Source organism: Sphingopyxis sp. YR583 (genome assembly GCF_900108295.1).
Lineage (GTDB): Bacteria > Pseudomonadota > Alphaproteobacteria > Sphingomonadales > Sphingomonadaceae > Sphingopyxis.
Map to the genome: position 1 here is coordinate 1,446,153 of NZ_FNWK01000001.1, position 23,210 is coordinate 1,469,362.

A 23,210-nucleotide genomic window follows, 5' to 3' on the forward strand; every position below is an offset into this window, starting at 1 on the left:
CGCTTGACGATCCGGACCGAGAATACACGCACATTTTTTCAGATATCGGCCACAATGGACCAAAAATCTGGCGATCGCCGTCAGCGTGCTTCGACTAGGCGCTCGCGATTTCCTGTGGAGCGCTTTAGAAGCGATCAGAGGGGGCTTTGGTGCGATTCATCCACACGTCCGATTGGCAGCTGGGAAAACCGTTCGGGCGGGCCACCGACGATGCGCGGGCGGCGCTAAGCGAGGCCCGGCTGGATGCGATCGACACGCTCGCAGCTGCGGCTCGCAAAGAGAGTGCGACGACCATCCTCGTCGCAGGCGATGTATTCGACTCTCCGGAACCGGGCGACCGCGTTTACCGGCAAGCACTGACTCGTATGGCCGGTGCATCCGATATGCGCTGGGTTCTGGTTCCGGGAAATCACGATCCCGCGCGAGCCGATGGACTTTGGAGCCGCCTCGTCGGTGAAGCACCGAGCTCCGTAGTCGTTTTGCTAAAGCCTGAGCCATTTGATCTGGGCGATGGTGCGTGGGTTCTTCCTGCGCCCTTGCAGTATAAGCGCAGCACCGAAGATCCGACTGCCTGGTTCGATCACGCGGAAACGCCGCCGGGCGCAAAGAGGATCGGACTTGCACACGGCTCGATCCGTGATTTTGGTTCCTCGAATTCGACGTCAAATCTGATTGCCGTCGATCGTGCACAGCGGGCCGGTCTGCATTATCTGGCCCTCGGCGACTGGCACGCGCGGCTCGCGATCGATTCGCTGACGCATTATAGCGGCACCCCTGAACCGGATGATTTCGGGCGCGATGTGACCGGGGTTGCGCTGCGCGTCGACATTTCAGGTGACCGCCCCGACGTCACGGATTTGCCGATCGGCAAATATCATTGGGCACGCGAAGAGCATTCACTGTCCGCGTTGGACGATCTGGACGCTGTCCTTACCGGTCTCGCTCCCGGAATTGAACGGCGCAACCTGGTCGCACGGCTAAAGTTCTCGGGGTTGTTATCTCTTGCGGAACGCGTGGCGTTGCGGGACCGTCTTGAAGGCGAGTTTGCTCACGACATTCGCTGGCTCGATCTCAATCTCGACGACTTGTTCGCGCGCCCGACCGATGCAGATCTTGCGGACATCGATAGCAATGGCGTTTTGAGAGCGGCGGCAGAGCTATTGCAAGCCAAGGCTGGCGAAGACAGTCCAGACGGAAAGCGGGCAGCTGCCGCGCTTGAACGGCTTTATGTGGAGCAAAAGCGCTCCGAACGGCTGGAGCAGGGATGATGCGCATCCACGAGCTCCACATCGAGAACTTCCGCAAATTCCGGAGGCCGCTGCGCCTGGACGGGTTTGAGCCGGGGATCAATCTGATCTCGGATCAGAATGAGGCCGGTAAATCCACCGTCCTTGAAGCTTTGCGCGCGGTGCTGTTCGAGCGATCCGGTTCGAAGAGCGAACGGATACGGTCCTTCCGCCCGCACGGCGATGAGGTCGCGCCGACCGTCGAACTGGTTTTCGAGGTAGCTGGCGGTCGTTGGCGACTGAGAAAGCGTTTCCTTCAAAATCCATCGGTTGAACTCGAAGGCCCATCGGGCCGTGCGACCGGAGATGATGCGGAGGACCGACTTCAGGAGCTGCTTGGCTTTGCTCGCGCGGGCAATCGCGGCGCCGACGACGATAGCCGCGGCGCGCTTGGCCTGCTTTGGGTCGAACAGGGGCAGTCGTTTGTTATCGGATCGCCGGGCGAGGGCGCGCGACGCACGATCGAGGAAGTGCTTGCCGGCGAGATCGGGGCGGTGACGGGTGGTCAGCGCACTCAGAAGGTATTGCAGTCGGTAGAGCGCAGCCTTGCCGAGTTGCTGACGGCTACCGGACGGCCCACCAAACGTCTCCAGGCGGCACAGGACGCGGCGACCTCAGCGGTCGACGAGGCGCAGCGTGCGCAACAGGAATTGGAGCAGTTCGACGCGGTTCTCGATCGCTTGGAATCGAAGCGGAATGAGCAGCGACGCTTGCTCGAAGAACTTGATGATCCCGAACATGAGGAGCGTTTACGGGCGATCGAAGCCGATCTCGATCGGGCGAAGGCGGCAGGGCAAACATTGCGTACCGCCGAAGCGTTGCTTCGCGAGGCGGCCGGTGTTCGGACGGCCCTTGAAAAGCGGCAAACGGACCGACACGAGCTGCGTGCATCTATTACCGACGCCGAACGAACCGCAACTGCGGCCCAGACCGCTGCCAAGGAGCAAGCAACCGCAGCTAAGGAAGCGAGCACGGCCGAAAAGGAGGCCGCGAAGCTTCTGGAAACGGTGCGCAACACGCTTCGCGAGATCGACGAAAAGAGATTGGAAGCGGCAAAGGCTCACCGCACGCGCGCCCGTGAGCGTGCGCTCGTCGCCGCGTTCGCGCGTCTGGACAAGGCGGAAGCTCTCAGCACGAACCTGGATCGCCGTCGCGAGGAGGTGGACGCCTCCCGCATGACGCCGGATGCGTTGCGAGAACTACAAGCACTTGAGCAGAGTTTGGTGGAAGCGCAGGCCGCTTCGAATGCCGGGGCCGCGCTCTTCGAAGTCTCCCTACAGCCCACCGCGCCGGCTGCGACGCTCGACGGCGAGGCGGTAGAAGGCGAAGCACGGGCTCTGGTCACGAAGCCGCTCGTCTTGGAGGTCGAGGGAGTAGGCAGGGTCGCAATCACGCCGCCGGCCTCGGGCGAGCCCGCACAGGCCCGGCTTCGCGCGGCAGAGCAGGATTTGGCCTCGTTTCTTGGAAAGATGAGGTGTCACGATGCCGAGGCGGCGCGCGAGGCCGGTCGAAAGCGCGAAGAAGCGAGCCAGGCGATCAGCCGTTTGGAAGCACAGCTCGATGCGTCATGCCCCGAAGATAGTGTGCTCGATATCGCAGCCGGTCTGGATGCGCTTCGCGGGTCTCTTGCGACAGAATCATTGCCGAAAGTCGACGATGCCGAAGCGCAGTCGCAAGACGACGAACTTGATGTTATTTGGACGAACGCCCGGACCGCCGTGAGCGATGCCGAGGGCCGCCGCGAAGCCGCGCTCCAGACCCTTCAAGACGCTCAAAAGGAAAACGTCCGTCTGGGTTCGGATAGCGAACGTGCTGCAGCCGATCTTCAGCGGCTCAAAGATCAACTGCGGATTGATCTCGAGCAGGTCGATGATGAAAAATTGGGCGCTGATTTGGCGGAGGCCAAATCGGAGGAAGGGCGTGCAACCGTTGCTCGTGACGAAGCGAAGCGAGCGGTGGAAGGGCTCGACGAGGCACAGATCACGCAACGCCGGGATACGCTCCGGCGCCGACGCGAGCGTCTCGCCGAAGATCGACTCGATCTGGTCGGTGAAATTGCCCAGCTTGAGGAGCGTGCGAAGACTTTGGGCGGATCGGGACCGGCGAGCCGCGCTGCCGCTGCCGCCGAGATGGCGGAGAGCGTCGTCGCGGCTCATGACAAACTGAAGGAAGAGGCTGCGACGTTGGCCCTGCTCGTCCAAACGATACGCGATGCGCAACGCGAAGCGTCGCGGCGATTTCTGACGCCGGTGACCGAGCGGGTCGCTCCCTACATCGCGCGGTTGCTCCCAGGTGCCACCTTGTCCTTCTCTGAAGATCTGCGGCCGGTCTTGTTGCAACGGGGCAGTCGCAGCGAGGATACGGGCGACCTCAGCAAGGGCACGCAGGAACAGCTGGCGGTTCTGACGCGGATCGCCTTCGCCGATCTGCTGATTGAAAAAGGGAAGCCTGCTTCGCTTGTTCTCGATGACGTGCTGGTGTTCGCCGACGACGATCGCTTCGATACGATGCTCGAAATCCTGTCGGATGCAGCAAAGAGGATGCAGATCATCATTCTGAGCTGCCGCACGTCGGCATATCGAGGTTTGGAGGCGAAGAGAATTCCGATTGCCTGACTGGGCAGGCTCTATGACCCTATCCGGTACTCGGGTTCGACCCAATCGCTGCTCCAGTCCAAGCACTCGGAGAAGGTCAGAATCTGTCCAAACTCCTTCGCAAAGGCGCTGGCCACCTCTTCACTTTCGATGAGGATCGCATTTTCCCAAGAGTGCGTCGCGTTGTTGCTGATGTTGTAGCTTCCGGTCCAGACCCGCCGCGGAACCACATCAGTATCGCGATGCTCCGTTCCCGGCTCCAAATCGCAGAAGATCAGGAATTTATTGTGCATGCGCGGCCAAGCCGGCCGTTTCTCGCGGTTGTGATTTCCGACGCAGCGGACCGGTTCGATGCTGGGATCTCCCGCATGGTTCAGGCTGGAGACCCCGCCGGGCAGATGGTATCTGAGCAATCTTGACGGCAGGGCGCTGTAAAGGGCGTGAAGGCTGGAATAGCGTGCGCCGCCGAGGTCGGGACGAAGGAAGTCCTCCTTCTGCACGACAATGCTGACATGATAACAGGAGGCGAGGGCGCGAAGCACGTCCGCGTCGGTCAGCCACGCGACGCACCCCAGCACGACGGGTGAACGACCAATTTCGGCGATAAGCCTCGCGCGATGATCGCGAAAGATGACGTCAAGCCGAGCATTGGCGGTGATGCCAAAATCCCGCTGTGCCTCGGTCGTATGATCGACCGGAACACCAAGATCATTCAGATTTACCACGCCCCTCATCGCAACACGGCTAGCATATTCGTGTGCGTGGAGACAGGTCGTTGCAAAATCATCCGACAACGGTAGATTGTAGCTAACGCCGCCATCGTCGGCGTGGCCGCTGCCATGGCGAAGGATCATTGATCCAACGAAAATCAAACTCTGTTGTGACCGCACTTTATCCGGCCGCCAGAGAAACGAGCAGCGCGTTTTCAGGGCCGGGATAAAGGATGCGATGATGTATTCCACGTTGGATGGCGCCAAGAAGTGCGCAAAGCAGCTTAAGCGTCTGCTCGAGGCGAGCGCGCTGATTTTCCCATTGGCTCGGTGCCAAGCCTCAGTAGCTGAAGCGGGCGGATATCAAGATTGGCACGACCTTAACCGGCGCATAGGTCAGCGCCCACAGACCGGGCTGCCGTTCGACTATTGGGGCAATTTGCTCAAAGTCCTTCCGGCCCCCTGCCAATACCCCGTGCGGTCGCATCTGAGCGGCCGCGGTGGACCGGAACTTGCGCCGCCGGAAATGTGGGTCAGAGACATTCTTCCCTATGCGGTCAGCCTTGAAATCGTCCATCGCACGCACGCTGCGCCCCTGCGGCCGGGATCGGGAAAAGGGCAGCGGCTCCGTCTTGAACTTGTCTCCGGCCTCCTTCTGAACATCGAGGGCGGCTTAGATCGGTTGCCGAAACTCGACGCGGAGAAACTCCATCTCATATTCGATGGTGAGCCTGCTTCGCTCCTTCCCAAACTTGCGCGCAACGCGCAGTTCAGTGAAGCCGTAAGTTCGCTTGTCGATGCCGGCCTTCTCAGGATTGAACGCGGTTCTACTTATGTCTTGGCCCCCGAAAGCGATGTCTTGAAAGCCGAGCTATTGGAACGCGCTTTGACATGGCGGCGCGATCAAGAGCCGAAGATCGATTATATCGAAATGGACGAAGATCTGGCCGGGGCGCTTGCGCATCAGGAATCGCTGGATGTGCGCGATTCCGGGCCGAAAGTGCCTTATCATGAGATGAGCTATCGCGGAGTCGAACTTCAAAGCCGCTATGCCGTCGCGCATGAGTTTGAAGAGATGAAGGCCGTCGTCGACGCAATGCCCGATGATGTCAGGCTACGGGTTGAGTCAATCTGGTGCGATTCAAAGGCGTGTGCAGTCTATTCCATAACCATCCGGTTGGGCATGGATCGTAGCTGGTTGGGCGAGAATATCCGGGACAGTTTTCGCGCGGGCACGAACGGCTTCAACGGCCTATTCCTCTCTCATGGGAATGATGATCAATTCTTCGATCCGGAATGGCCGGAAGACGACGAAGATTTCCTGCCGATAAGCGAAACTACAGCAAACATTTAGGTTCAGGCGAGCGGAGCCTTCAAGGTTTACTGGCAGAGGGTTTCCGCTCGCTCGGAGAGGCTTTCATGATAGAAAGATTGGGCGGCGTCACTACCACCTTCTTCGGTGAATGCTGACCTCCGACGGCATCGCGTTTATCGGACACGTGATCTATGAGAATCGCCGTTGCCAACAGCAGCGTCGATAAACCCCAGCACAACCAGCGGATACAGGCGGCCACATCCACCTTGATGTCGCTTCGTTCAACAACTCGTTCGAGCAACGTCAGATCCGAAGCTGCGCGACGCGCGCGCGGAGCAGCTGTAGCTTTCGATTTGCGATTGTTTTGCACGTCGAACTTCCCTGGGCCTGTTCACAGCGCATGCTCGGGTTACAATTCGAGCAGGCACCAAATGCCGCCAGATGGCGGAGTGTTACAAGCCGCGTGTTATCGGAAGTCCTACGCGGTAACGCTTAATTAGGGATGGTCGCTTGCTGTTTCAAGCACGAGGCGCGATCCTCATTCATCATGCTTTCAACTCGATCATTTCGACGGGGACATAACGATGAAAATCAGCATGTTGCCTCTTTAATGGGCATCGCCATTCGCCAGCCGGATATTGCGGGTTGTGCCAGCACATCTCCGCGTGAGAATATCGCGCGAATACCGGGAAAGGGATAGGCTCAACGGCACGTTTTAGCTCGTCACGCAATGCTCGACCCGCTGGTGTCAGATCAACACGGGCCAAGACATAGCAGTCTGGCGGGGTATCTAGAGAGGTGATGGTCACCAAGCCCGCGCGTTGGAGCGCCGCCATCGACGGCCGTGACCATCGTCCAAATCGCTGCGTCGTGCCTGCTCCTTCCGTCAGCGAGACGAGAACCCGCTGCTGCCGTTGGGTTAATGGCTTCATGGTTCAGCGCCCAAGGGTAGCGGTTTAATCAGACTGTTTTGCACTACGCTGATGGAGGAAGGCCCTGCTAGCCCAAAGCCTCCGGTCGTCAGGGGCGCCGTGAGAGTGAATTTTGACACGCTTGGGGTTACGTCCTGCTTGCCGCTATCAAGCAATGACGCGATCTCTCTAGACACGCGTTCGGCAGCGGATTTTACGGCTTCGTCGAGATGAACATAGCGTCCCGTTTTTGAACCCGCCGCATGGCCGAGCATCGCCGCGATCGTAAGTTCGGAGTAGCCCAAGTCGCCGGCGATGCTTGCGTAGGTATGGCGCAGGGTGTGGGCCGTCACATCCGACCATCCGAGGCGATGGCAAAGGCGTCCGAGTACACCGTCCGCCGCAATGAAGTGCGACTGTCCGCCGTCGGACGGAAAGACATAAGGGTTGTCTTCTAGCGGAGCGCGCGCTCTGATTGCTTTCAGCGCCGGCGTTCCAACGATCCTGATTTGCTCAACGGTCTTTGTCTCCGGGTAAGCGACATATCCCTCGTCATGCACCCAGCTATGTTTGAGCGCTTGCGCCTCATTGAGCCGCATTCCCGAGAGCAGCAGAACCCGGATGATGGCGAGACCAGTCGGGTGCTCTGTTTCCTCCACTTCGCGCATGAGGTTTCCGAGATCGACAATCTCGTTCGTGCTCAGCCGGCGAGTCCGCTTCTTGTCCGGAAACTTTCGGACGCCGAGGGCGGGGTTCGACAATATCTGGCCGTCACGCAGCGCGTGATTGAAAATGGAATGGATGGTGGCGACCGAGCGTGCAGCTACGCCCTCGCCGCCTTTGGTCACACCTCCTCGCCCTTCCCCGCGGGGGCGAGCTGTTTTGCCATTTGCGATGTCGACCTGCATTCGCTCAATGTCCGTAACGCGAAGCGAGGCGACCTTGCGCCGACCGAGCAGCGGCCGGATGTGAGATTCGATCCGGCTCTCATCCATTGTAAGCGACGAAGCTCGGATTGGCCGACGCATACGCCCCAAAATCCTTCCTGCCTTCGCTTCAGTTAGATACCAGTCGCAAAGCTGCCCGACTGTCACGCCGTCGCGCGCCGCCTTCTTTTCGGCTGAAGGATCAATCCCCTTCGCGACCTCTCCCAAGATGATGCGGGCTCCGGCTCGTGCCTGCTCGACTGTCATCACGCCAAATCGGCCTACTTCCACTCTACGTTGTTGCCGTTCCTGATTGCGGTACTGGACGACGAATACCTTGGAGCCGCTGGGATTGGCCTTCACGCCAAAGCCCTTCAGTTCGGCATCCCATAGCAGCGTCGGCGATGCGCCCTTCGCCTCCAGTGCTTCGACTGCGCGTTTGGTCAGCTTGCCCGCGTGTTCCACTCGTAACTCCATCCCAATGTGGTTACCAGCTTACCAAACTGGCTTCTGGAAACCAACTGGTAACCAGATCGACGGAAATCAACGGCGAAATTCGGATACGAGAGCGTTGCTCTGATGGCTTTTAATATACAGCAATATAAGGATAAATCGTAGATTAGCGCATTTTTGGCGATTTAGCAGATTGGATCGAATTCAAATTGCCAAGGTTGGGGTCGAGGGTTCGAATCCCTTCGCCCGCTCCAGTTTTCGCAGCGATCCGGCTGCGTCAAATCCCGTTCATCGAAATCCGGCTGACAGCCCAACCTGCGGGAATTGTCGCCGGACTCCATCGTGGCGCGCTCAGACCGCCTCCACCGTCACTTTTTGCTCGATCAGCCGGATCTCGCGATAGGCAGTGAGGAAGGCGATATCGGCGGCATCGCGCCCAACGCAAATGCGGGCACATTCAACGGAACGCGTCATTCCGGTCGCGTCGATCATGTGCCAGTCGCCGTCCAGATAGACTTCGGCGACCGCGTGGAAATCCTGCGGTTTCACGCCGAGCGCATAGACGCTCGCCATGCGCGCGGGGATATGCGCGGAGCGGGCGAGCGCGATCATCACATGCGCATAGTCGCGGCACACACCGCGCCGCTCGACGAAGCTGTCGAGAGCGCCTGTTTCCGACGTGCTGGAACCCGAGACATAGGTGAAGCGGCTTTCGATCCAGTCGCGCATCCGGCCAATCTTCTCGCCGCCCTCAAGCTCGCCGAACCGGCGGTCGACGAAGGCGTGGAACTTGTTCGACGGACAATAACGCGATTCGTTGAGATAGGGGACCGCAGCGGCGGGAAGGCGGTGGAGCGGAACCGCGGCGAGGGTACGGAAGTCGACATCGGGCCGGTCGATTTCGACCAGCGCGCGATACTCGGCGCTGAGGCTGCCTTCCGCGCGTAGCCAGATCGGATCACAAATCCCGTCCGCCGTCGGAATGCGCGACACTTTTTCTGGCGTTCCGAGGTCGAGCGAGGCGTCAAGCACGCGCTGACCATGCCCGTTCGCCGCCTCGATCTGGAGCATCAGGTCGACGGGCTCAGGCAGCCGATAATTCAGGGAGGCGGAGATTTCGAGTTTCATCTATCGGCAACGCATGAAGGAGGATTCGGTGGCGCTAGGATCGACAGGGGCAAAGAGCAAGTGACGGCAGCACGGACCATCCCGTTCATCGTCGCGACCATCTTCATGGACGCGGTCGGCTTTGGCATCATCATGCCGGTGTTGCCGCAACTCGTGATGGAGGTCGGCCGAATCGACCTGGCCGAGGCGATCGAGGTTGGCGCATGGATCGGCCTTGTCATGGCAGTCGCGACGTTCCTCGCCTCGCCCGTTCTCGGCAATCTGTCGGACCATTGCGGGCGGCGCCGTGTGCTGCTGCTCGCGCTCGGCGGGCTGGCGATCGATTATGCACTGCTAACGATCGTCGAGACTCTGCCATGGCTGTTCATCGCCCGCGCACTGTCGGGGATTTTCGGCGGCAGCTATGCTGCGGCGCAAGCGGCGATTGCAGACATTACCGCCCCTGAAGACCGCGCGCGCAACTTCGGGTTCGTCGGCGCAGCGTTCGGCATCGGCTTTGTTGCCGGGCCCGCCATTGGCGGCTTTCTGGGTGAAGTCGGTCCGCGCGCCCCCTTCGTCGCGGCGGCCATCCTCGCCGCCGCGAACATGCTCTACGGCTATTTCATCTTTCCCGAGACTTTGGCGGTCGAACGCCGTCGCCGCTTCGACTGGCGCCGCGCCAATCCGCTCGGCGCATGGCAGACGATGCGCACGCTACCTGGGATGGACGGTGTCGCAGGAGTGCTCGTGCTCTGGCAGATCGCAAGCCTCGTCTATCCGATGACATGGAGTTTTTACTGCATCGCGCAGCTCGGCTGGACGCCGGGGATGATCGGCGCGAGTCTTGCCGCAGTCGGCGTGATGATCGCGCTGGGTCAGATGTTTGTTGTCGGTCCCGCGGTCGCGCGCTTCGGCGAACGCGACGCGGCAACGCTCGGCATCCTCGTCGCTGTTGCGGTCTATGTCGGTTATGCCTTCACCACCTCGACGATCGGAGCCTTCCTGCTGCTAATCCCCGTCGCGCTGCAAGCGCCGGTGCAGCCGTCGCTGATGGCGATGATGTCTCGCCGCGCGACCGCAGAGACGCAGGGCGAGGTGCAGGGGATATCGGCGATGGCGATGGGCCTCGGCCAGCTCGTCGCGCCGCTGCTACTCACCGGCACCATGGCTTACTTCACCGCCGTCAGCGCGCCGGTGCATTTTCCGGGTGCCGCTTTCGTCGTTGCCGCGGTCTTCGGCCTGCTCGCGATCCTGATGCTTCGCCGCTTACCGCGCGCAGCGGCAACCGATCAGATGCCGCCGTCGGTCACCGCATAGCCGAGCGCTTCGAACCCGGCGGTCAACATGGCGACGCAGGCCGCCACCAATTCGCCATCGGTCGACCGAATGACGAAATTAGCGCCTGTCTTGCCCTCGCGAAAAAAGGGATAGCTGCCGATCGCAACCCCCGGATAATCCTTCTCACCTTGCCGCAGCAGGTCGGCAATTTCGCTTTCGGGCGCCCAGGCACCGATCGTTTGCGCGATCAGCGGCGCGCCACCCTCAAGCTCGCCAGTGAGCGCGTCGAGCATCCCCGCCGTGATATGCGGGACACCCGCCATCACGAACAAATTGCCAATGCGGATACCGGGTGCGCCAGACATGCGGTTCGGGATGAGGTCGGCGCCGTCGGGGACGCGCGCCATGCGAAGGCGCGCGTCGGTCAGTTCGGCACCGCGCGCGCTGTAATAGCGCTCAAGGATAGCGCGCGCTGCGGGATGGATCACCACATCGACACCGAGTGCCTTTGCCACCGCGTCGACCGTGATGTCGTCGTGCGTCGGACCGATGCCGCCGGTGGTAAAGACATAGTCGTAGCGTGCGCGGATCGCGTTCAGCGCATCGACGATCTCATCCTCGACATCGGGAACGATCCGCACTTCGCGCAGGCGAATCCCCTGCACCTCGAGCCAGGTCGCGATCTGCGACACATTCTTGTCCTGCGTGCGGCCCGAGAGAATCTCGTCGCCGATCACCAGCACGGCGGCGGTCCATATGCGTTCGTCGCTCATGCCTTTGCCTTAACTCGGAACGATGACAAAACAAGCCCGATGGAATATTGCTATTGTTCCTGATATGTTCTCAAAGAATCGAGCCGATATGGGAGATGTGCAATGGCCGAAGACCTGATTTTCTATACCAACCCGATGTCGCGCGGACAGATTGTCCGCTGGATGCTCGAAGAAGTGAGCGCGCCCTATGAACAGCGCATTCTCGACTACGGCACGACGATGAAAGACGGGGCCTATCTGGCAGTGAACCCGATGGGCAAGGTTCCCGCGATTGTTCACAACGGCGACATCGTCACTGAATGCGCCGCGATCTGCGCCTATTTGGCCGATGCCTTCCCCGAGGCCGGTCTTGCGCCCGCCCCCGCCGACCGCGCCGATTATTATCGCTGGCTCTTCTTCACCTCGGGTCCGGTCGAGCAGGCAATTACCGCCAAGCATTTCGGCGTCGAGCCCGATACCGAGCAGCAACGCATGGCGGGGTTCGGTTCGCTCCCCGCGGCGCTCGACGCGCTCGAAAGCGCTGTCGCGGGCCGGGCGTTCGTCGCGGGCGACCGCTTCAGCGCCGCCGATGTCTATGTGGGCAGCCAGATCGACTGGGGGCTGCAATTCGGCACCATCGCGTCGCGCCCGGCGTTCGAGGCCTATGTTGCCCCGTTTCGCGAGCGCGCAGCTTACAAGCGCGCAAAAGACATCGACAATGCTCTGATCGCTGAAATGCAGGCGGCCAACCCGGCCTGAGACAGCGCGGCCCGCGACCCGGCCGCGAAAAAGAAATGAGCCCGGCGAATTTCTCCGCCGGGCTCCCGTATTTTTTGCTCTTTGTCCGTCCGCTTATTCGCGGCTGCCCAGCAGGTTGAGCAGGAAGGTGAACATGTTGACGAAGTCGAGATAGAGCGTCAGCGCGCCCATGATCACCGACTTGCCGACAAAGTCGGTCCCGCGGACATAGAAATACATGCTCTTGATCTTCTGCGTGTCATAGGCAGTGAGGCCAGCGAACAGCAGCACGCCGATCACGCTGATCGCGAGGCTGAGCGCGCTCGACTGTACGAACAAGTTGATCAGCATCGCAACGAGGATGCCGACGACGCCCATGATCAGGAAGGTGCCAAAACCCGACAGATCCTTCTTGGTCGTGTAGCCGTAGAGGCTGAGGCCAAGAAAGGCGGCCGCGGTCGCAAAGAAAGTCGTTGCGATCGACGATGCGGTAAAGGCGAGGAAGATCGTCGACATCGACAGACCCATGACCGCCGCATAGACCCAGAACAGCGCCTGCGCAGCGCTGGTCGACAGCTTGTTGATGCCAAAGCTCAGCACCAGCACGAAGGCGAGCGGCGCCAGCGCCACCACCCACATAAGCGGGCTGCCGATCAGCGAGGCGGTAAAGCCGCTGTTATACGCCAGCATCGCGACGATGCCGGTCAGCAGCACGCCCGAGCCCATATAATTGTAAACCGACAGCATGTACGACCGCAGGCCGGCATCGACGGCCTGGTCCATTGCGTTCGCGCCGGCGCCAAAACCGGAAGCCGCCATATTGGGGTCGTTCCAATTCGCCATTTTTCATCTCCATAACCGGCCAGCCCATACCGGCCGTGAACAGCAATATCGGGGGTTTGACCGGCCGTTTCAAGCGAAACCGGACATCAGCAACATTCCAGCAACATATTAGCCCGCGACCAGTTAAGGATCGCGGTTCCGAAGATTGCGCCCTATGCTGTTTCCGATGTCCACACACCGCCTGTTCGTCGCGCTATGCCCGCCGCGTTCGGTCCACGATATTTTGATCGCCGCGATGCACGGCATTTCGGGGGCGCGCTGGCAAAATGACGAACAGCTCCACCTGACGCTGCGCTTTATCGGCGAGGTCGATCATCATCGGGCAGAGGATATCGCGGCGGCGCTCGGCGCGCTTCACGCGTCCCCGGTCACAGCGCGAATCGCGGGGGTCAGCCTGTTCGAACGGCAGGGACGGCCACATATGGTCTGGGCAGGGATCGAACCACATGCGCCGCTCGCGGCGCTGCACCGCAAGGTCGACCATTTGCTCGCTCGCGTCGGCGTCGCGCCCGAGATGCGTGCGTTCGTGCCGCATATCACGCTCGCACGGTTGAACCGCGGATCCGGTCCGGTCGGCCCCTTCCTCGCGCTGAACAATGACCTGGCCGGCCCGACATTCGAATTCAGCTATATCACGCTCTATGAAAGCGAGCTTGGCCACGGCGGATCGCATTATCACCCCGTCGTGCGCTATCCGCTGGGCGGCGAGAATTCGGCCACCAGTGCGTCGGAAACGGCGGCGACATCGTGCCACGTCGCGGCGAAGCCGTCGTCTTCTCCATAATAGGGATCGGTAACGCCTTCCCCGCCGCGTCCGGGAAGAAGGTCGAGCATCAGGCGGAGGTCCGCCGTCGCGTCGGCCGGGCGGATCGCCAGCGCGTCGCGCAAATTGCTTTCGTCGGCGGCGAGAATCAGGTCGAAGCGGTAGAAATCGTCGCGCGACAATTGGCGGGCGCGGAGATCCGATATGTCGGTGCCACGGCGGCGCGCCTCGGCCTGCGCACGGCGGTCGGGGGCGTGGCCGACATGCCAGTCGCCGGTTCCCGCCGAATCGAGCGTCGCATCGAGACCGGCCCGTGCGAAGGCGACCCGCGCCGCGCCCTCGGCGAGCGGGGAGCGGCAGATGTTGCCGAGGCACAGGAAAAGGATTGCGGGCTTCGTAACTTCTCGATCGTTGCGCATATCGGCCATGTCCTCCCGCAAAGTTGAACCGACTTTCAACTTGCGCCTGTGTCCGGCTCTGCTAGCCATGGGGCATAACGATAATGGGTCAGGGAGAGGGTTGCCAGATGGCCGATGACGACATGAGCGGTGCCGAGGCTTTGGCCGAACCGAAAGCGACCGGATATAGCTGGTATGTCCTGTCGGTGCTGGTCGTCGTCTATATCCTCAATTTCATCGACCGGCAGATCATCAGCATCCTCGCGGTCGACATCAAGGCCGACCTCGGGCTGACCGACGGCGATATGGGCTTCCTCGGCGGCGCCGCCTTTGCGGTCTTTTATGCGCTGTTCGGCATTCCGCTCGGCCGCCTCGCTGACAATTGGAGCCGCGTGAAGTTGCTGTCGATCGGCCTGACCCTGTGGTCGGCGATGACCGCGGCATCGGGCTTTGCCTATAACCAGACGACGCTGACGCTCGCGCGGATGGGCGTCGGCATCGGCGAAGCGACCGCGAGCCCGACCGCTTACTCGCTGATCTCCGACTATTTTCCGAAGCGGCAGAAAGCGACCGCGCTCGCCATCTATTCGTCGGGACTCTACCTCGGCGGCGGCGTGTCGCTGTTTATCGGCGCGCTGATTGTCGAGGCATGGAACCAGGCGTATCCGGCGGGCGGACCGATGGGGCTGGTCGGCTGGCAGGCGGCCTTCCTTGCGGTCGGCATCCCCGGCCTGCTGCTCGCACTGTGGGTCGCCAGCCTGCGCGAGCCGGTGCGCGGCGCGATGGACGGAACGCCGGGTACCAGTTCGCCGTCACCCTTTTGGGAATTCTTCAAAGATCTGGTGATGATCGTTCCGCCTCTCACGCTGATCGGAGCACTGTTGCGAGGGCCCGGGGCGCTGCTGGTCAACATGGTCGTCGCCGCCGTGATCGCGGCCTTCGCGTGGTGGATGATCCGCCTGACCGGCAATTTCCCGCAATGGACGGCGGTAGGCCTCGGCTATTATGCGGTCTTTTCCTGGTCGAGCGCGCTCCGCGCAAATGATCCCGCAACCTTCCGCCTGATCTGGGGCACCCCCGCCTTCATCTGCACGACGCTGGGCTATGGCCTGGTCGCGCTTGCCGCTTACGGGCTCGCCTTCTGGTCGGCGCCCTATGCCGAAGTCATACTTGGCCTGCCCAAGCAGGAACTGGCCTTCATCCTCGGCGCGAACGGCGCGGTCGCCGGTTTTGTCGGCGTGATCCTCGGCGGCCGCCTCGCCGATCATCTCCGCGCGAAAAATCCGGCGGGGCGTGTCCTGATGATCATCTTTGGCGTCGTCGCCCCGGTCATCCCGATCTGGGTCGGCTATACGACCGAAAATTCGACGCTTTTCTATAGCATGAACTTCCTCGCCGGGATGCTCGGCGCCGCCGCGCTCGGCGCCGCCGCCGCGACGACGCAGGATCTGGTGCTGCCGCGCATGCGCGGCACCGCGACTGCCGCCTTCTTCCTCGGCACGACACTTGTCGGCCTGTCGTTCGGGCCGTACATGGTCGGGCAGATTTCGGATCTGGCCGGCACGATCGTCGACGGCAAGCCGGTCGGCGACCTGCGCACCGGCATATTGTCGCTGATCGGCGTCGCCCCGATCGCGCTCGCGCTGCTCATCTATGCCTATCGCACAGTGCCGGAGGCCGAAGCGACGATCGCCGAACGCGCGGCGGGCGCCTGATCTTTCGATCGAGACGCCCGCCAGAAAAATCAGTCCGCCGTCCTGAACCGCTGCCCCGCTTTCGCCGGAGCGGCGAACCCGGGCGCTTTTACTTCGTACCCTCTTTGACGATCACGCCGCAGGCGACGCGGCCCCCGCTGTTGCCGCTGGGATCGGTCTTGTAATCGTCGGGCCCCGCGTGAATCACGAAGGCGGCGCCGTCGGCGTCGAGCAGCCCGCCATCACCCTCGAACCGCGAGCCGACGAGGCGCAGCGTGGCGCGGCCGATCTGGTCGGGTTCGATGGCAAGGTTGGGCAGGTCGCCATGGTGCGCACCCATCGGATTGTCGCGACCATGCTGGGCGCCGGTCGGGTTCCAGTGCGGACCCGCGCTGGCGAAATCGGGCGCGTTGCACTGGCCGACGGCGTGAACATGCATGCCATAGGTGCCCGGCGCGAAGCCGCGCGCGACGAGTTCGATACGCAAGCCGGTGGTGTCGCGGTAGATGTCGGCGCGGCCGCGGTCGGCACCCTTATTGTCGGTGAGTTGGGCATAGGCGTCGGGCGCGGGCAGCGTCGTCGTCGACTTCTTGCCCATGCCGGCGCAGCCCGCGAGCGCGAGCGTGCCGATGACGACGGCCCCACAGGCCAATATGCTTTTATGGCGCGAACCGATCGTCATTTTTCTGCTCCCTGTCGCAAGATTTGAAACCAGAACGTCACGGCGGCGCGTTTCGATCCCGGTTCGCCGGTGATGCCGATATTTGCCGCGCGTTCCAAGCCCTTATGGAGATCGTGCCGTGACAAAATGTTGCGGGCGCAAAAAAGGGGCCGCGAATTGCTTCGCGGCCCCGTATTTTTGGCCTGACGGCTCTGATCGAGGATCAGAAGACGCGGGCGTATTGCTCGTTTCCGACGAAGCCCAGCTTGCCGACGCCGCTGCGCTTGATCACCGCCATGACATTGTCGACGACGATATAGCGAGCATAAGGGTCGGGCTGAACCTGCAGTTCGGGTTCGACCGGCAGAGCCTTGGTCTGTTCCAGATACTGCGCCAGCTGCGCGAGGTCGACCGGCGAACCGTTCCAGGTGATCGTTCCGGCCGGATCGATCATCACCTTGTTCTTTTCGGGATCGACGTTGCTTTTTGCATCGGTCGGAACCGGCAGATCGATCTTCACCGCGTGGGTCTGGACCGGGATGGTGATGATGAACATGATGAGGAGCACGAGCATGACGTCGATCAACGGCGTCGTGTTCATGTCCATCATCGGTTCATTTTCGTCCCGATCTCCAACTGCCATGGACATGCGATTATTCCTTCGTTCCTAAACGGAGCGCGCCCTTACAGGCGGCCCACCGTACCCGAACCAGGAGCCGGTTCCGAAATGAACCCGATCTTCTGGAAGCCGGCATATTGCATCGTGTAGATCACGCCACCGATGCACTGGTACGGCGTGTTGACGTCGCCGCGGATGTGCACTTCGGGGAAGTTTTCCTCGGTGATGTTCTGCGGACCGCCGATATCTTCGAGCAGCTGCTCGAGCTTCTTCTGTCCACGCTCCAGCAACTGCTTGGAATCGACCGGGGTCTGGCCCCAATATACTTCACACGCCGTGCTCTCGGGGTTGGGCTCGCCATCGCCGTCGGTGTCAGCCGAACGGATCGAGAGCAGCACATTCTCAGGCTTCGTCGTCGTCACCTCAAACGCCACGTCGGGCAGCTTCAGGTTCACCGTCTCCAACACCACGGGAACCGTGATGAGGAAGATGATGAGCAACACAAGCATGATGTCCACGAGCGGAGTCGTGTTGATTTCGGACATTGGGGCTTCTTCGCCGCCCTTGTCGCCTACACTCATCGCCATAGGATTAGCATCCTGTCACAAAATTTCTGTCACGGACATCGGGACGGCGTGCCTGGAGCGCGCCTTCCCTGTCCAACGGACCCCGCCTTTTCGCCCGATGGCGACAAGGCGGGGATCCATGAGACCGATCAGGCCTTTTTCGGTGCCGCGGCCGGAGCAGCAGCCTTCGCCGGAGCGGCCGACGCCGGCTTCACCTGACCGTTCGACATGATCGAACCGAGAACGTCGTTCGAGAAGGTCGACAGGCGGCGAGCGATCGCCTTGTTGCGGCTCTGGAGCCAGTTGAATGCGAGAACCGCGGGAACGGCCACGATCAGACCGATTGCGGTCATGATCAGAGCTTCACCGACCGGACCGGCGACGGTGTCGATCGAGGCCTGGCCCGATGCACCGATCTTCACGAGAGCGCGAAGAATACCGATAACGGTACCGAACAGACCGACGAACGGAGCGGTCGAACCGACGGTCGCGAGGAACGCGAGGCCCGAGTTCAGCTTCGAGTTGATGTGGTTCTGCGAACGCTCGAGCGTGCCGTGCATCCAGTCATGCGCTTCGACGGGGTCGGTCAGCTTGTTATGCTCTTCGTTGGCGCGCAGACCGTCTTCGACGACCTGACGATAGGCGCTGTTCTTTTCGAGCTTCGAAGCGCCGTCGGCGAGCGTCGGAGCGCGCCAGAAGTTGGCGTCGACGGCCTTGCCCTGGTTCATCACCTTGTTCTGTTCGAACAGCTTGGTGAACAGGATGTAGAGCGTGCCGACGAACATGATCAGCAGGACGAGGAAGGTCACCTGCGAGACGATGCCGCCTTCGCACAGTGCGGGAACGAGACCGTAGGGGCTCGCGCCTTCTTCCTTCACACACATTGCGGCGGGCATCAGGCTGAGACCACCTTCACCATGGGCGGCTGCCGGCGCCGCAGCGGCGGCGTTTGCGATCAGATTAAACATACTGGAAAATCCCTCTCAAAATATTCGGTAAGTTTCGAAACACAGATCCGTCGCGCGATCAGCGCGGAATCTGCCAACGGATACGATTGCTGTACGTGCCGCCCGTGGGGTTACCCGCGCGATCCTTGCCCGGATTGAACCGGCCACGGCGCTGGATAAGCTTGCAGGTTTCGGCATCGAGGTCGGCATGACCGCTCGACGCGGTCACGTCACACGAGGTGATGCGACCATCGGCGCCATAGGTGACGCGGAACCCGGTGGTGCCTTCACGCTCTTCACGCATGGCACGGGCCGGATAGTCGTCGTTCGTCGCCCAGCGACCCGGGTTGCCTTTCGGCGTACCGGCGGCACTGAGATCAGGCGTCGGCGGCGGCGCCGGCGGTGCCGGCGGCGTATAGACGGGCGGGGGCGGCGTCGGCGGCGCCTTCGGCACCGACTGGACCGTGTTGGTCGTAACCGGCGGCGGAATCGGCGACGGCGGCGTCACAACCGGCGGCGGCGGCGGCAACTTGTTGTCCGGCGGCGGCGGCGGCGGGGGTTCCTCCGGCGGCGGCGGCTCTTCCACGTCCACCACATCCAATTTTTCGGCGAGTTTCTTGACGATACTGATATTCAAGCCGTTGACCAGGCCGTAGCCCAGAACCGCTGTAAGCAGACCAACCAAGACAATCGCCACTACCCTGTTTTTAGGGTCGACATTATCACCATAAGCCATTCAGGGACGACGCTCCTTGCTAGATCATCCTGACACCAATTCCCTGCCGACGGGTTCGGTTGCCAAATGCCCGGATGATTTCCGATGCGTTGTGCGAGACCCGACGGCGCTGCATCCGGCTTATTATGTTTTTGCCGGACACTTCGGGCACGTCCTATCGCGGTGGCGGCACATTCGCAAACCCTTTATCAGCGGTTAATGTGCCATGTCCCATGATAGGGATTTCAACGCCGATAACGGTGTCATAAATGACGGAAAGTGGATCGATCATGCGCCTCCCCCACCCGGCCGCCATCGCCGGCATATTTGCCTTAAGCCTTGGAATCCCGAGCGTTTCCGCGATGCAGGCGCCGGTCGCCGCGCCGGTCGCCAGTCCGTACAGCTATGCCGACATCGCCGATCTGGCGACCGCGGCGCCGATCGCGCTGCACGCGCGCATATATAAGTCCACGGCGCTCAAAACGGCACAAGCCCCCGGAGTCGCGGCGGGTCGCGCGCGATTCTATGTCGAGGCGGACGTCGTCAGCCTGATTCGCGGCAAGGGACCGCTTGCGGCGCGAATCTCGTACCTTGTCGACCTGCCGCTGGACGCGAAGGGCAAGCCGCCGAAGCTGAAAAAGAAGCAGCCGGTCCTGCTCTTTGCCCGCCCCGTCGCCGGCGCCACCGCCGGAAGCAGCAACACCGGCAGCGTCCAGCTGATCGCGCCCGACGCGCAACTGCCCTGGGATCCGGCGACCGAGGCGCAGCTGCGCGCGGTGCTGACCGAACTCGTCAAACCCGGCGCAGCCCCCGCGATCACCGGCATCGCCAACGGCTTCCACGTTCCCGGCACCCTGCCCGGCGAGGGCGAGACGCAATTGTTCCTCAACACCAGCACGGGCGAGCCGGTGTCGCTGACGATCCTGACCGCGGCCGACGGGTCGCGGCGCTGGGCGGCCGCGTTCGGCGAAATCGTCGACGGGTCGGCCGCGGTCCCGCAGCGCGACACGCTTGCGTGGTATCGCCTCGCCTGCGGGTTGCCGCGCCAGCTGCCGCTCGGCAAGCTTGCCGGGACCGCGCCCGAGGATCGCCGCAAGGCCGCGTCCGATTACGGCATCGTCCTTGGCGCGCTCGGCGACTGCACGCGCACGCGCAAGCCGCCGGTGAGCTGATCGCGTAGCTTTCGGCATCGCCGAAACAGAAAAGCTTCCTTGTTTCGCCGGCAAAAGCCGATAGGGCGCTCGCGATGACGGGGCGAGGCCCCGTGCTTTTACGGAGTTGCTTCATGTCGCCCTATTCCGCCCCGACCGCTGCCCGCCCGCCGCTTCGCGTCGCGCTCGCGGGTATTGGCGTCGTCGGTGGCGGGGTCGTCAAGCTGCTCGAGGCGAACCGCGACCTGATCGCCCGGCGCGCCGGGCGGCCGATCGAGATCGTCGCGCTGTCGGCGCGCGACCGGCACAAGGATCGCGGCGTCGACCTGTCACCCTATCGCTGGGAAGACGATATGGACGCGCTGGTCGCGGCCGATGATGTCGATGTCGTCGTCGAGATGATCGGCGGGGCCGACGGCCCGGCGCTGACGCTCGCGCGGCATACGCTCGGCGCGGGCAAGGCGCTGGTGACCGCGAACAAGGCGATGATCGCGCATCACGGGCTCGACCTTGCGCGGCTCGCCGAAGAGAAAGACACGCCGCTGAAATATGAGGCCGCGGTCGCGGGCGGGATTCCCGTCATCAAGGCAATCCGCGAGGGCGCGTCGGCGAACGAGATCGCACGCGTCTATGGCATCCTCAACGGCACCTGCAATTATATCCTGACGCAGATGGAGCGGAACGGCGCGAGCTTCGCCGATGCGCTGAGCGCGGCGCAGGCCGAGGGCTATGCCGAGGCCGACCCGACCTTCGACGTCGACGGGATCGACGCCGCGCACAAATTGTCGATCCTTGCCGCGCTGTGTTTCGGGACGAAGCTCGACATCGGGGCGGTGACCGCCGACGGCATCCGCGGGCTGATCGCCGCCGATATTCGCGAGGCCGAAGCGCTGGGCCACCGGGTCCGCCTGATCGGCATGGCCGAGCGCGACGGAAGCGGCCTGTACCAGCATGTCCAGCCGTGCCTCGTCCCCGCCGACCACCCGCTCGCCTATGTGCCGGGCGCATTGAACGCCGTGGTCGCCGAGGGCAATTTCGTCGGCCGCCTCTTCTTCGAGGGCGCGGGCGCGGGCGCCGGGCCGACCGCCTCCGCCATTGTCGCCGACATCATCGACATCGCGCGCGACGAATATGGCCCCGCTTTCGCGATGCCGGTCGACGCGCTCGACGCGGCCCCCGTCGCCGACGCGGGCGCGCGGATCGGCAAACATTATGTCCGCCTGATCGTCGAGGACCGCATCGGCGTGCTCGCCGAGATCGCGACGGCGATGCGCGATGCCGGCGTGTCGATCGAAAGCCTGATCCAGCGCGGCAGCGAGGACGGCAGCGGCGTCGTGATCGTGCTCGTCACCCACGAGGGTCCGGCCAGCGCGATCCACGCGGCGCTCGCGTTTCTCGGCGCGTCGGACCATGTCGTCGGCGCGCCGATGCATATGCCCATATTGGCGCTTTGACCCGCTTGTAATCCCGCGCCTCCTTGTTACCCATGCCCGGGGAACAGGGGGCGGACATGGATATCGAAATCAGGCAGGGGCTGGCCGAGGCGCGCGCGCTGGCGGCAGGACATTGGCGCGCGCTGGCCGCCTATACTGGGATGGGCGTGCTGGTGCCGTTCCTGCTCCTGTCGAGCGAGCCGATTTTCGACCTGCGCACCATCATGGCGCTGATGGTCAACACCTATGGCACCTATGTCAGCGGATCGATCACGGGGCCGCTCTATCTGCTCGGCATCGTGTCGGTGATCGTCGCGGGGGCGATGTTCGCGGCGTGGAACGCCATCCTCGCCGAATTTCGCGAAGGCTATATTTCCGAGATCATGTACGGGATGGTCGCCGGCGCGGCCTATCTGATCGTCAATATCCTGCTCTATGCCGGGATCGGCGTGATCGCGACGCTGCCGATCCTGCTCACGATCGGTATCGCCGAGTGGAACGCCTTGGCCGGGAGCCTTGCCGATGGCGCGTACCGGCTGGTGCTGGTCGTCCTCGGTACCTGGATCGAGGCGCGGCTGTGCCTGACCGGCGCGATCATGGGCGCCGGCGGGCGGCTCAACCCCTTTCCGGCCATCGCCGAATCATGGCGGGCGACCGGGCAGGCGCAAGGGCGACTCTTCGGCTTCTATCTGGCTTTGGGCACGCTTTTCGGCCTTGCGGTCGGCGGGTTGATCCTCGTCCATGGCGCGGTCATCTGGAACAATGCGCAGGCGCCCGGCAGCGCGCTCGAAATGGCGATGAGTTTCGCGTGGGTCCTGCTGTTCGCAGCCTATTTTCTGGCGAAGATCCTGGTCGCGGCGGGGTTCCTCCGCGCCGCGCGCCCGCGCGCCGCAGCCGCCGAGGTCTTCGCCTAGGGCTCGGGCTCGTCTTCGGGCGGGGCCGGCGTTCCCGTTTCGGGATCGGTCGCGCGCTTCATCGCTTCGAACTGCTCATTATATTCGGGGCCGGGCTTATAGCGGCCGCCGAACGAGATCCAGTTATAGGGCAGCTTGTCGAGCGTCATCGCCTGCGCCTCCGCCCGCGGCAGCTTCGGCGGCGCCTCGCGCCCTTCCTTGGCGATCGCGCGCAGTTCGGGCGACAGCCGGTGGCGTTCGGTATCGGTGCCGCACACGTTGATCGAACCGTCGTCGGCGGGTTTGCAGCGCTTGATCGGATCGACCATTTCCTTCGCCTTCGCCGCGGCACTTTCAGCATTGCGCGGTGGCGGCGGCGCGGGCGGCCCCTGCGTCTGCGTGGCGCCGGGCACGGCCGCGGTCATGGCGATGACACAGCTCATGGCGAAAGCGGCAC

23 protein-coding genes are annotated in these 23,210 nt (G+C 62.5%); 10 read left to right on the top strand and 13 right to left on the bottom strand.

The window, feature by feature from the left end:
* Positions 1-149: 149 nt before the first annotated feature.
* Both BLW56_RS06660 and BLW56_RS06665 read left to right on the top strand, forming a co-directional pair.
* A complete protein-coding gene (locus BLW56_RS06660) occupies positions 150-1,268 on the top strand; it encodes a metallophosphoesterase family protein (protein WP_256203327.1) in 1,119 nt (372 codons plus the stop codon).
* Complete coding sequence (locus tag BLW56_RS06665; RefSeq protein WP_093509801.1) at positions 1,265-3,901, top strand: AAA family ATPase; 2,637 nt, start codon at positions 1,265-1,267, stop codon at positions 3,899-3,901. The genes BLW56_RS06660 and BLW56_RS06665 overlap by 4 nt, the downstream gene beginning before the upstream one ends.
* Positions 3,902-3,912: 11 nt before the next feature.
* On the opposite strand, the gene BLW56_RS06670 is transcribed toward BLW56_RS06665, so the two are convergent.
* A complete protein-coding gene (locus tag BLW56_RS06670) occupies positions 3,913-4,842 on the bottom strand; it encodes a phospholipase D-like domain-containing protein (protein ID WP_143043404.1) in 930 nt (309 codons plus the stop codon).
* Between BLW56_RS06670 and BLW56_RS06675 the strand changes: the two genes are divergently transcribed.
* Complete coding sequence (locus tag BLW56_RS06675; protein ID WP_093510826.1) at positions 4,832-5,944, top strand: hypothetical protein; 1,113 nt, start codon at positions 4,832-4,834, stop codon at positions 5,942-5,944. The genes BLW56_RS06670 and BLW56_RS06675 overlap by 11 nt on opposite strands.
* Before the next feature lie 19 nt (positions 5,945-5,963).
* On the opposite strand, the gene BLW56_RS20365 is transcribed toward BLW56_RS06675, so the two are convergent.
* From BLW56_RS20365 to BLW56_RS06685, 3 genes are all read right to left on the bottom strand, one after another.
* Complete coding sequence (locus BLW56_RS20365) at positions 5,964-6,275, bottom strand: hypothetical protein (RefSeq protein ID WP_143043405.1); 312 nt, start codon at positions 6,273-6,275, stop codon at positions 5,964-5,966.
* 558 nt (positions 6,276-6,833) lie between these two features.
* The gene (locus tag BLW56_RS06680) at positions 6,834-8,207 is read right to left on the bottom strand and encodes a tyrosine-type recombinase/integrase (protein ID WP_256203328.1); all 1,374 of its coding nucleotides are present in this window, start codon (positions 8,205-8,207) and stop codon (positions 6,834-6,836) included.
* 339 nt (positions 8,208-8,546) lie between these two features.
* Entirely contained in the window at positions 8,547-9,323 is a 777-nt protein-coding gene (locus BLW56_RS06685) for a transglutaminase-like domain-containing protein (RefSeq protein ID WP_093509804.1), read from the bottom strand.
* A gap of 60 nt (positions 9,324-9,383) precedes the next feature.
* On the opposite strand from BLW56_RS06685, the gene BLW56_RS06690 reads away from it, so the two are divergent.
* On the top strand, positions 9,384-10,619 hold the full coding sequence (locus BLW56_RS06690; protein ID WP_256203329.1) for an MFS transporter: 1,236 nt from the start codon (positions 9,384-9,386) through the stop codon (positions 10,617-10,619).
* Here BLW56_RS06690 and BLW56_RS06695 read toward each other — a convergent pair.
* Positions 10,592-11,353 (bottom strand): competence/damage-inducible protein A, encoded by a 762-nt coding sequence (locus BLW56_RS06695; protein ID WP_093509805.1) that lies wholly within the window; start codon positions 11,351-11,353, stop codon positions 10,592-10,594. The genes BLW56_RS06690 and BLW56_RS06695 overlap by 28 nt on opposite strands.
* Before the next feature lie 102 nt (positions 11,354-11,455).
* Here BLW56_RS06695 and BLW56_RS06700 point away from each other — a divergent pair, with 102 nt between their 5' ends.
* Complete coding sequence (locus BLW56_RS06700) at positions 11,456-12,091, top strand: glutathione S-transferase family protein (protein WP_093509806.1); 636 nt, start codon at positions 11,456-11,458, stop codon at positions 12,089-12,091.
* Positions 12,092-12,184: 93 nt separating this feature from the next.
* Here the strand turns inward: BLW56_RS06700 and BLW56_RS06705 are convergent, their stop codons facing one another.
* Positions 12,185-12,913 carry a Bax inhibitor-1/YccA family protein gene (locus BLW56_RS06705; RefSeq protein WP_093509807.1) on the bottom strand — a complete coding sequence of 243 codons (729 nt, stop codon included), beginning with the start codon at positions 12,911-12,913 and terminating at the stop codon, positions 12,185-12,187.
* 166 nt (positions 12,914-13,079) lie between these two features.
* Between BLW56_RS06705 and thpR the strand changes: the two genes are divergently transcribed.
* On the top strand, positions 13,080-13,697 hold the full coding sequence (thpR, locus tag BLW56_RS06710; protein ID WP_093510828.1) for an RNA 2',3'-cyclic phosphodiesterase: 618 nt from the start codon (positions 13,080-13,082) through the stop codon (positions 13,695-13,697).
* Here thpR and BLW56_RS06715 read toward each other — a convergent pair.
* Positions 13,604-14,104: a low molecular weight protein-tyrosine-phosphatase gene (locus tag BLW56_RS06715; protein WP_371262210.1), complete on the bottom strand. Its 501-nt coding sequence runs from the start codon at positions 14,102-14,104 to the stop codon at positions 13,604-13,606. The two genes, thpR and BLW56_RS06715, sit on opposite strands and share 94 nt — an antisense overlap.
* Before the next feature lie 98 nt (positions 14,105-14,202).
* Between BLW56_RS06715 and BLW56_RS06720 the strand changes: the two genes are divergently transcribed.
* Entirely contained in the window at positions 14,203-15,789 is a 1,587-nt protein-coding gene (locus BLW56_RS06720; protein WP_093509808.1) for a spinster family MFS transporter, read from the top strand.
* An 88-nt stretch (positions 15,790-15,877) separates the two neighbouring features.
* Here BLW56_RS06720 and BLW56_RS06725 read toward each other — a convergent pair whose 3' ends face one another.
* The 5 genes from BLW56_RS06725 to BLW56_RS06745 form a co-directional block, all read right to left on the bottom strand.
* On the bottom strand, positions 15,878-16,450 hold the full coding sequence (locus tag BLW56_RS06725) for a superoxide dismutase family protein (RefSeq protein ID WP_093509809.1): 573 nt from the start codon (positions 16,448-16,450) through the stop codon (positions 15,878-15,880).
* A 202-nt stretch (positions 16,451-16,652) separates the two neighbouring features.
* Entirely contained in the window at positions 16,653-17,078 is a 426-nt protein-coding gene (locus BLW56_RS06730; protein ID WP_093509810.1) for an ExbD/TolR family protein, read from the bottom strand.
* A 35-nt stretch (positions 17,079-17,113) separates the two neighbouring features.
* Positions 17,114-17,635 carry an ExbD/TolR family protein gene (locus BLW56_RS06735; protein WP_093509811.1) on the bottom strand — a complete coding sequence of 174 codons (522 nt, stop codon included), beginning with the start codon at positions 17,633-17,635 and terminating at the stop codon, positions 17,114-17,116.
* Between the two features lie 128 nt (positions 17,636-17,763).
* Positions 17,764-18,582, bottom strand: a complete 819-nt coding sequence (locus tag BLW56_RS06740) for a MotA/TolQ/ExbB proton channel family protein (RefSeq protein ID WP_177175863.1) — start codon at positions 18,580-18,582, stop codon at positions 17,764-17,766.
* Positions 18,583-18,640: 58 nt separating this feature from the next.
* The gene (locus tag BLW56_RS06745; protein ID WP_093509812.1) at positions 18,641-19,297 is read right to left on the bottom strand and encodes an energy transducer TonB; all 657 of its coding nucleotides are present in this window, start codon (positions 19,295-19,297) and stop codon (positions 18,641-18,643) included.
* Positions 19,298-19,566: 269 nt separating this feature from the next.
* Between BLW56_RS06745 and BLW56_RS06750 the strand changes: the two genes are divergently transcribed.
* From BLW56_RS06750 to BLW56_RS06760, 3 genes are all read left to right on the top strand, one after another.
* Entirely contained in the window at positions 19,567-20,448 is an 882-nt protein-coding gene (locus BLW56_RS06750; protein WP_093510831.1) for a hypothetical protein, read from the top strand.
* Positions 20,449-20,561: 113 nt separating this feature from the next.
* Positions 20,562-21,881, top strand: a complete 1,320-nt coding sequence (locus BLW56_RS06755; RefSeq protein ID WP_093509813.1) for a homoserine dehydrogenase — start codon at positions 20,562-20,564, stop codon at positions 21,879-21,881.
* Between the two features lie 56 nt (positions 21,882-21,937).
* Complete coding sequence (locus tag BLW56_RS06760; protein WP_143043406.1) at positions 21,938-22,774, top strand: hypothetical protein; 837 nt, start codon at positions 21,938-21,940, stop codon at positions 22,772-22,774.
* Here the strand turns inward: BLW56_RS06760 and BLW56_RS06765 are convergent.
* Positions 22,771-23,178: a hypothetical protein gene (locus BLW56_RS06765; protein WP_256203331.1), complete on the bottom strand. Its 408-nt coding sequence runs from the start codon at positions 23,176-23,178 to the stop codon at positions 22,771-22,773. The genes BLW56_RS06760 and BLW56_RS06765 overlap by 4 nt on opposite strands.
* Positions 23,179-23,210: the final 32 nt, after the last annotated feature.

Excerpts from the sequence above, each read along its gene's own strand:
- BLW56_RS06665 (WP_093509801.1), top strand. The coding sequence starts at position 1,265 with ATGATGCGCATCCACGAGCTCCACATCGAGAACTTCCGCAAATTCCGG.
- BLW56_RS06675 (WP_093510826.1), top strand. The coding sequence starts at position 4,832 with ATGTATTCCACGTTGGATGGCGCCAAGAAGTGCGCAAAGCAGCTTAAG.
- BLW56_RS06685 (WP_093509804.1), bottom strand. The coding sequence starts at position 9,323 with ATGAAACTCGAAATCTCCGCCTCCCTGAATTATCGGCTGCCTGAGCCC.
- BLW56_RS06695 (WP_093509805.1), bottom strand. The coding sequence starts at position 11,353 with ATGAGCGACGAACGCATATGGACCGCCGCCGTGCTGGTGATCGGCGAC.
- BLW56_RS06700 (WP_093509806.1), top strand. The coding sequence starts at position 11,456 with ATGGCCGAAGACCTGATTTTCTATACCAACCCGATGTCGCGCGGACAG.
- BLW56_RS06705 (WP_093509807.1), bottom strand. The coding sequence starts at position 12,913 with ATGGCGAATTGGAACGACCCCAATATGGCGGCTTCCGGTTTTGGCGCC.
- thpR (WP_093510828.1), top strand. The coding sequence starts at position 13,080 with ATGTCCACACACCGCCTGTTCGTCGCGCTATGCCCGCCGCGTTCGGTC.
- BLW56_RS06715 (WP_371262210.1), bottom strand. The coding sequence starts at position 14,104 with ATGGCCGATATGCGCAACGATCGAGAAGTTACGAAGCCCGCAATCCTT.
- BLW56_RS06720 (WP_093509808.1), top strand. The coding sequence starts at position 14,203 with ATGGCCGATGACGACATGAGCGGTGCCGAGGCTTTGGCCGAACCGAAA.
- BLW56_RS06725 (WP_093509809.1), bottom strand. The coding sequence starts at position 16,450 with ATGACGATCGGTTCGCGCCATAAAAGCATATTGGCCTGTGGGGCCGTC.
- BLW56_RS06730 (WP_093509810.1), bottom strand. The coding sequence starts at position 17,078 with ATGTCCATGGCAGTTGGAGATCGGGACGAAAATGAACCGATGATGGAC.
- BLW56_RS06735 (WP_093509811.1), bottom strand. The coding sequence starts at position 17,635 with ATGGCGATGAGTGTAGGCGACAAGGGCGGCGAAGAAGCCCCAATGTCC.
- BLW56_RS06740 (WP_177175863.1), bottom strand. The coding sequence starts at position 18,582 with ATGTTTAATCTGATCGCAAACGCCGCCGCTGCGGCGCCGGCAGCCGCC.
- BLW56_RS06745 (WP_093509812.1), bottom strand. The coding sequence starts at position 19,297 with ATGGCTTATGGTGATAATGTCGACCCTAAAAACAGGGTAGTGGCGATT.
- BLW56_RS06750 (WP_093510831.1), top strand. The coding sequence starts at position 19,567 with ATGCGCCTCCCCCACCCGGCCGCCATCGCCGGCATATTTGCCTTAAGC.
- BLW56_RS06755 (WP_093509813.1), top strand. The coding sequence starts at position 20,562 with ATGTCGCCCTATTCCGCCCCGACCGCTGCCCGCCCGCCGCTTCGCGTC.
- BLW56_RS06760 (WP_143043406.1), top strand. The coding sequence starts at position 21,938 with ATGGATATCGAAATCAGGCAGGGGCTGGCCGAGGCGCGCGCGCTGGCG.
- BLW56_RS06765 (WP_256203331.1), bottom strand. The coding sequence starts at position 23,178 with ATGACCGCGGCCGTGCCCGGCGCCACGCAGACGCAGGGGCCGCCCGCG.